Origin of the sequence: Actinomadura geliboluensis, from assembly GCF_005889745.1 — a bacterium.
GTDB classification, from domain to species: Bacteria; Actinomycetota; Actinomycetes; order Streptosporangiales; family Streptosporangiaceae; genus Spirillospora; species Spirillospora geliboluensis.
Genome location: NZ_VCKZ01000503.1, coordinates 1 through 6074 on the forward strand (window position 1 = coordinate 1; position 6074 = coordinate 6074).

6 protein-coding genes are annotated in these 6074 nt (G+C 74.6%); 4 read left to right on the plus strand and 2 right to left on the minus strand.

Translation table 11 applies throughout. The features are described 5' to 3' along the window. Both ETD96_RS39695 and ETD96_RS39700 read right to left on the minus strand, forming a co-directional pair. Positions 1 to 319, minus strand: a 319-nt coding sequence (locus ETD96_RS39695) for a phytase (RefSeq protein ID WP_138641637.1), incomplete at its 3' end; no start/stop codon positions are given. A gap of 126 nt (positions 320 to 445) precedes the next feature. Continuing rightward, positions 446 to 1183 carry a GntR family transcriptional regulator gene (locus tag ETD96_RS39700; RefSeq protein WP_138641638.1) on the minus strand — a complete coding sequence of 246 codons (738 nt, stop codon included), beginning with the start codon at positions 1181 to 1183 and terminating at the stop codon, positions 446 to 448. Positions 1184 to 1349: 166 nt separating this feature from the next. Between ETD96_RS39700 and ETD96_RS39705 the strand changes: the two genes are divergently transcribed. Genes ETD96_RS39705 through iolD form a run of 4 tightly spaced genes read left to right on the plus strand, consistent with a single transcriptional unit; the run spans position 1350 to position 5936 of the window. Then, positions 1350 to 2231 carry a TIM barrel protein gene (locus ETD96_RS39705; protein WP_138641639.1) on the plus strand — a complete coding sequence of 294 codons (882 nt, stop codon included), beginning with the start codon at positions 1350 to 1352 and terminating at the stop codon, positions 2229 to 2231. Next, positions 2228 to 3181: a 5-dehydro-2-deoxygluconokinase gene (gene iolC / locus ETD96_RS39710; RefSeq protein WP_138641640.1), complete on the plus strand. Its 954-nt coding sequence runs from the start codon at positions 2228 to 2230 to the stop codon at positions 3179 to 3181. Before ETD96_RS39705 ends, iolC begins: the two co-directional genes overlap by 4 nt. Next, entirely contained in the window at positions 3178 to 4083 is a 906-nt protein-coding gene (locus ETD96_RS39715) for a Cgl0159 family (beta/alpha)8-fold protein (RefSeq protein WP_240808558.1), read from the plus strand. Before iolC ends, ETD96_RS39715 begins: the two co-directional genes overlap by 4 nt. Next, on the plus strand, positions 4080 to 5936 hold the full coding sequence (iolD, locus tag ETD96_RS39720) for a 3D-(3,5/4)-trihydroxycyclohexane-1,2-dione acylhydrolase (decyclizing) (RefSeq protein ID WP_138641641.1): 1857 nt from the start codon (positions 4080 to 4082) through the stop codon (positions 5934 to 5936). The genes ETD96_RS39715 and iolD overlap by 4 nt, the downstream gene beginning before the upstream one ends. Positions 5937 to 6074 lie beyond the last annotated feature (138 nt).

A 6074-nucleotide genomic window follows, 5' to 3' on the forward strand; every position in this document is an offset into this window, starting at 1 on the left:
GGGGCGGGGTGGGGGCGGCGATCCGCTGCGTCTCCCGGCCGGCGGCGTCGTAGACGACGAGGCCGCCCTCCTTGAGGGTCGCGACGACGAGGTCGCCGGCGCGGTCGCTCGGGTGGCTCCAGATCGCCGGGTCGTCGGCGTTGGCGTTGCCGCCCGCCTCGTCGTCGTAGTTCGGCGGGGTCTCCAGCGCCGCGCGGACCTGGGCGAGCTCGTCGCCGTCGGCGGCGGCCGGGGCGGCCGACAGCACGGCGGCGGCGAGCGCCGCGGTGGTGGCGGCGGCCGCCAGCCGGACGCCCTTGGGGGTGGGTCTCAAGTGCATCGGGTTCCTCCTGATGCGGGAAGGGGGGATGCCTGCACCGTAAGCGTTAGAGCGCTCTAATTCAATAGAGCGCTCTAATTGATCAAGAGGAGTTCGCCCGGCGTTCGGCGGGCCGCCGCCCGGCGGCTACCGCTCCACGAGGGTGAGCGCGAACGAGTAGCGGTCCGCGCGGTACACGTGGCAGCCGTACTCGACCGCGACGCCCTTGTCGTCGTAGGCGGTGCGGTTCATGGTCAGCAGCGGGACGCCGCGCCGCTCGTCCAGCAGCCGGGCCTCGGCCGCCGTCGCGCCGCGCGCGCCGATGGTCTGGTTCGCGATGCGCAGGTTGATGCCGGTCGCGCGGAGCAGCTCGTACAGGCCGTGCTCGGCGAGGTCGGCCTCGGTCACCTTCATCAGGTCGACGGGCAGGTAGTTGGTGAGCAGCGCGAGCGGCTCCTCGCCGGTGCAGCGGATGCGGCGCATCCGGACGACCTCCGCGCCGGGCGGGACGCCGAGCTCCTTGGCCACCTTGTCGTCGGCGGGGACGGGCCCGAGCTCCAGCACGCGGGTGCGCGGCTCCCGGCCGGCCGCCGCCAGGTCGTCGTGCAGGCTGGTCAGCTCGATCGGGCGGCGGATCTCCGACCGCACGACCTGCGTGCCGACGCCCCGCTTGCGCACGAGGAGCCCGCGGTCCACCAGGTGCTGGATGGCCTGCCGGACGGTCGGGCGGGACAGCCCGCAGCGGTCGGCCAGCTCGACCTCGTTCTCCAGCCGGGTGCCGGGGGCCAGCTCGCCGGCCCGGATCGCCGCCTCCAGTTGCTGGGCGAGCTGGTAGTACAGCGGCACGGGGCTGCTGCGGTCCACGGTCACGCGCGGTCGGTACACCCATCGTCTCCTCTCGTGCGGGACGATCGTACCTCGTTCCGTGTGTTTAACTTATTACCTCATAATGTCCTAACAAACTATTGACATCGCCTCCTGACCTTCAGCAGACTCGGCGGGGCCGGTGCCACGACCGGCCGGAGCACGTTCCCGGAGAGATGGTGAGCTGATGATCAAGGATCGTGTCGCGGGAGCCCCGATCTCGTGGGGGGTGTGCGAGGTGCCGGGCTGGGGCCACCAGCTGGCGCCCGCGCGGGTGCTGGCGGAGATGCGCGACCTCGGGCTGGCCGCCGCCGAGTTCGGGCCGGACGGCTTCCTGCCGGCCGGGGCCGCCGAGCGCGCGGCGCTGCTCGCCGGGTACGGGCTGCGCCCGGTGGGCGGGTTCGCGCCGGTCGTGCTGCACGACCCGGACCGCGACCCGCTGCCGGAGGTGCGGAGGATCCTGTCCGGATTTGGGATGGAACGCTCCAATGAGCGGCTCACGCTGGTGCTGGCGGCCGTGACCGGCCTGGACGGCTACGACGAGCGCCCCGCGCTCGACGCCGCCGGCTGGGCGGCGCTGCTCGGCAACCTCGACCGGATCGACGCGGTCGCCGCCGACGCCGGCGTCCGCGCGGTGCTGCACCCGCACGTCGGGACGATGGTGGAGCGGTCCGACGAGGTCGACCGCGTCCTCGCCGGCTCGGCGATCCCGCTCTGCCTCGACACCGGCCACCTGCTCATCGGCGGCACCGACCCCGGCGAGCTCGCCGCGCGCGCCCCCCGCCGGATCGCGCACGTCCACCTCAAGGACGTCGACGCCGCGCTCGCCGCCGCCGTCCGGACCGGCGCGACCTCCTACACCGACGCCGTCCGCGCCGGCATCTACCGCCCGCTCGGCGCGGGCGACATCGACATCGCCGGGATCGTCCGCTCCCTCGAAGGCGCCGGGTACGACGGCTGGTACGTCCTCGAACAGGACATGATCATCGACGCGGAGCCCGCGCCCGGCGCCGGCCCCGCCGACGACGTCCGCGCCTGCGTCGACTTCCTCGCCGGGATCCCCGCATGACCGGATTCGACGTCATCACCATGGGCCGCGTCGGCGTCGACCTCTACCCGCTCCAGACCGGCGCCCGGCTGGACGAGGTCGAGACGTTCGCCCGCTTCCTCGGCGGCAGCGCAACCAACGTCGCGGTCGCCGCCGCCCGGCACGGCCGCCGCGCCGCCGTGATCACCCGCACCGGCGCCGACCCGTTCGGCCGGTTCGTCCGCCGCGCCCTCGCCGAGTACGGGGTGGACGCCCGGTACGTCGCCGACGTCCCCGGCCTGCCGACGCCCGTCACCTTCTGCGAGCTGTTCCCGCCCGACGACTTCCCGCTGTACTTCTACCGCGTCCCGAAGGCCCCCGACCTGGAGATCCGCGCGGACGAGCTGGACCGTCCCGCGATCGAGGCCGCCGGAGTGCTGTGGACGACGGTGACCGGGCTGTGCGCCGAGCCGTCCCGCACGGCGACGCTCGCCGCGCTCGGCCTGCGCCGCCGCGCCGACCTCACCGTCCTCGACCTCGACTACCGCCCCGTGTTCTGGGAGTCGCCGGCGGAGGCGCGGCGCTGGGCGGGGGAGGCCCTCGAACACGCCACGGTCGCGGTCGGCAACCTCGCCGAATGCGAGATGGCCGTGGGGGAGGGCGACCCGGAGCGGGCCGCCCGCGCGCTGCTCGACCGGGGCGTGCGCCTCGCGGTCGTCAAGCGCGGCCCCGACGGCGTCCTCGCCGTCGCGGCCGGCGGCGAGACCGCCGCCGCGCCCGCGCTGCCGGTCGAGGTCGTCAACGGCCTCGGCGCCGGCGACGCGTTCGGCGGCGCCCTCTGCCACGGGCTGCTCGCCGGCTGGGACCTCGCGCGCGTGCTCGCGTTCGCCAACCGGGCCGGCGCGATCGTCGCGTCCCGGCTCGCCTGCTCGGCCGCCATGCCGACGACCGCCGAGGTCGCCGGGTCCGCGGAGCCGGCGGTGGCCCCGTGACCCTCGACACCGAGTCCCCCGCCGGAGCGCGGGCCGGGCGGATCGCGGCGCTCGCCGAGACCCGCGCCGTCCGCCCCGAGGCCGTCGCCGAGGCCGCCGCCCGCCGCACCCGGCGCCCCGCGCTGCTCGGCGCCACCGGGCGGCTGATGCTGATCGCCGCCGACCACCCGGCGCGCGGCGCGCTCGCCGCCGGCGGCGACCCGCTCGCCATGGCCGACCGCGGCGAGCTGCTCGACCGGCTGTGCACGGCGCTGGAGCGCCCCGGCGTGGACGGCGTCCTCGCCACCCCCGACGTCGCCGAGGACCTGCTGCTCCTCGGCGCCCTGGACGGCAAGGTCGTGATCGGCTCGATGAACCGGGGCGGGCTCGCCGGCTCCGCGTTCGAGATCGACGACCGGTTCACCGCCTACAGCGCCGACGGGATCGCCGCGTCCCGCTTCGACGGCGGCAAGGTGCTGCTGCGGGTGGACGACGACGACCCGGCGACCCCGCGCACCCTGGAGAGCTGCGCCCGCGCGGTGTCGGCGCTCGCCGGGCACGGGCTGATGGCGATGGTGGAGCCGTTCATCGCCCGCCGGGTGGACGGCCGCGTCCGCAACGACCTCAGCCCCGAGGCGATGATCCGGGCGATCGCGATCGGGTCCGGGCTCGGCACGACCTCCGCGCGCACCTGGCTGAAGGTCCCCGTCGTCCCGGACATGGAGCGCGTCATGGCCGCCTCCACGCTGCCCGCGCTGCTGCTGGGCGGCGAGGTGTCCGCCGACCCGCGCGCCGCCCGCGACGGCTGGCGCCGCGCGATGCGGCTGCCGACCGTGCGGGGCCTGGTCGTCGGCCGCTCCCTTCTTTACCCTGCCGACGGCGATGTGGCCGGAGCCGTGGACGCAGCAGTGGAGGTCATATGAGCACGAGACTCACCGTGGGCCAGGCGGTCATCCGCTTCCTGGCGGCGCAGTACAGCGAGCGGGACGGCGAAGAGCGGCGCTTCTTCGCCGGATGCTTCGGGATCTTCGGGCACGGCAACGTCGCCGGGCTCGGCCAGGCGCTACTGGAGCACGCCGACGACTTCCCGTACTACATGGCCCGCAACGAGCAGGCGATGGTGCACACGGCGTCCGGCTACGCCCGGATGAACGACCGGCTGTCCACGTTCGCCTGCACGACGTCCATCGGGCCCGGCGCGACCAACATGGTCACCGGTGCCGCGCTGGCGACCATCAACCGGCTGCCGGTGCTGCTTCTGCCCGGCGACATCTTCGCGACCCGTGCCGCCAACCCCGTCCTCCAGGAGCTGGAGGACGCGCGGTCCTACGACGTGTCGGTCAACGACTGCTTCAAGCCGGTGTCGAAGTACTGGGACCGCATCAACCGTCCCGAGCAACTCCCCAGCGCGCTGCTGGCGGCGATGCGCGTCCTCACCGACCCGGCCGAGACCGGCGCCGTCACGCTCGCGCTGCCGCAGGACGTCCAGGCGGAGGCGTACGACTGGCCGGACGAGCTGTTCGACCGCCGGGTGTGGCGCATCCCGCGCCCCGTCCCCGAACCGGCCGCGATCGAGGAGGCGGCGGCCGTCCTCCGGTCGGCGGAGCGTCCGCTCATCGTCGCGGGCGGCGGCGTGATCTACTCGCGGGCCACCGACGAACTGCGCGCCTTCGCCGAGCGCACCGGCATCCCGGTCGCCGAGACGCAGGCGGGCAAGGGCGCCCTGCCGTGGGACCACGAGTGCTCGGTCGGGGCGATCGGCGCGACCGGCACCACGGCCGCGAACGCCCTCGCCCGCGAAGCCGATGCCGTCGTCGGCATCGGCACCCGCTACAGCGACTTCACCACCGCCTCGCACAGCCTGTTCGCCGACCCGGGCGTCCGGTTCGTCAACATCAACGTCGCCCGTCCCGACGCCCTCAAGCTCGCCGGGACGGCGGTCGTCGCCGACGCCGGGGAGGCGCTCCGGGCCCTCGGCGCCGCGCTCGGCGGCCACTCCGTCCCGGACGCGTACCGCGCGAAGACGCGGGAGCTCGCCGGGCGGTGGAACGCCGTCGTCGACGGGGCGTACGGCGCGCGCGGCGACGGGCTTCCCGCGCAGGCCGCGGTCATCGGGGTCGTCAACGAGCTGTCCGGCCCCCGCGACGTCGTCGTCTGCGCGGCCGGGTCCATGCCCGGCGACCTGCACAAACTGTGGCGGACGCGGGACCCCAAGGGCTACCACGTCGAGTACGGCTACTCCTGCATGGGCTACGAGATCGCCGGCGGCCTCGGGGTGAAGATGGCCGCCCCCGACCGCGAGGTGTTCGTCCTCGTCGGCGACGGCTCGTACCTGATGATGGCGCAGGAGCTGGCCACGGCCGTCGCCGAGGGCGTCAAGCTCGTCGTCGTCCTCATCGAGAACCGCGGCTACGCCTCCATCGGGAACCTGTCCGAGAGCGTCGGCGCCGAGCGGTTCGGCACCCGCTACCGGGCCCGCACCGGCACCGGGCTGGACGGCGACGTCCTGCCCGTCGACCTCGCCGCCAACGCCGCGAGCCTCGGCGCCGACGTGCTCCGCGCCGAAGGCGTCGACGGGTTCCGGGACGCGCTCCGCGCGGCGGTCGCGTCGCCGCGCACCACCGTCGTCCACGTCGAGACCGACCCGCTCGCCCCCGCCCCCGACAGCGAGGCGTGGTGGGACGTCCCCGTCGCCGAGGTCTCCGCGCTGGAGTCCACCGCGCGGGCCCGCGCCCGCTACGACGACGACAAGAAGACCCAGCGCCACCACCTCTGAAACCCCTGAAAGGAATCTCAGTGACCATGTCAAGCCGCGATAGCGCTGACCTGCGATGGCGGGATCGGGCTGAAGGTTCGGTTGTCGCGCAGCAGAGCCCACAGGACGTCGACCATGCGTCGAGCCAGGGCGAGTAGG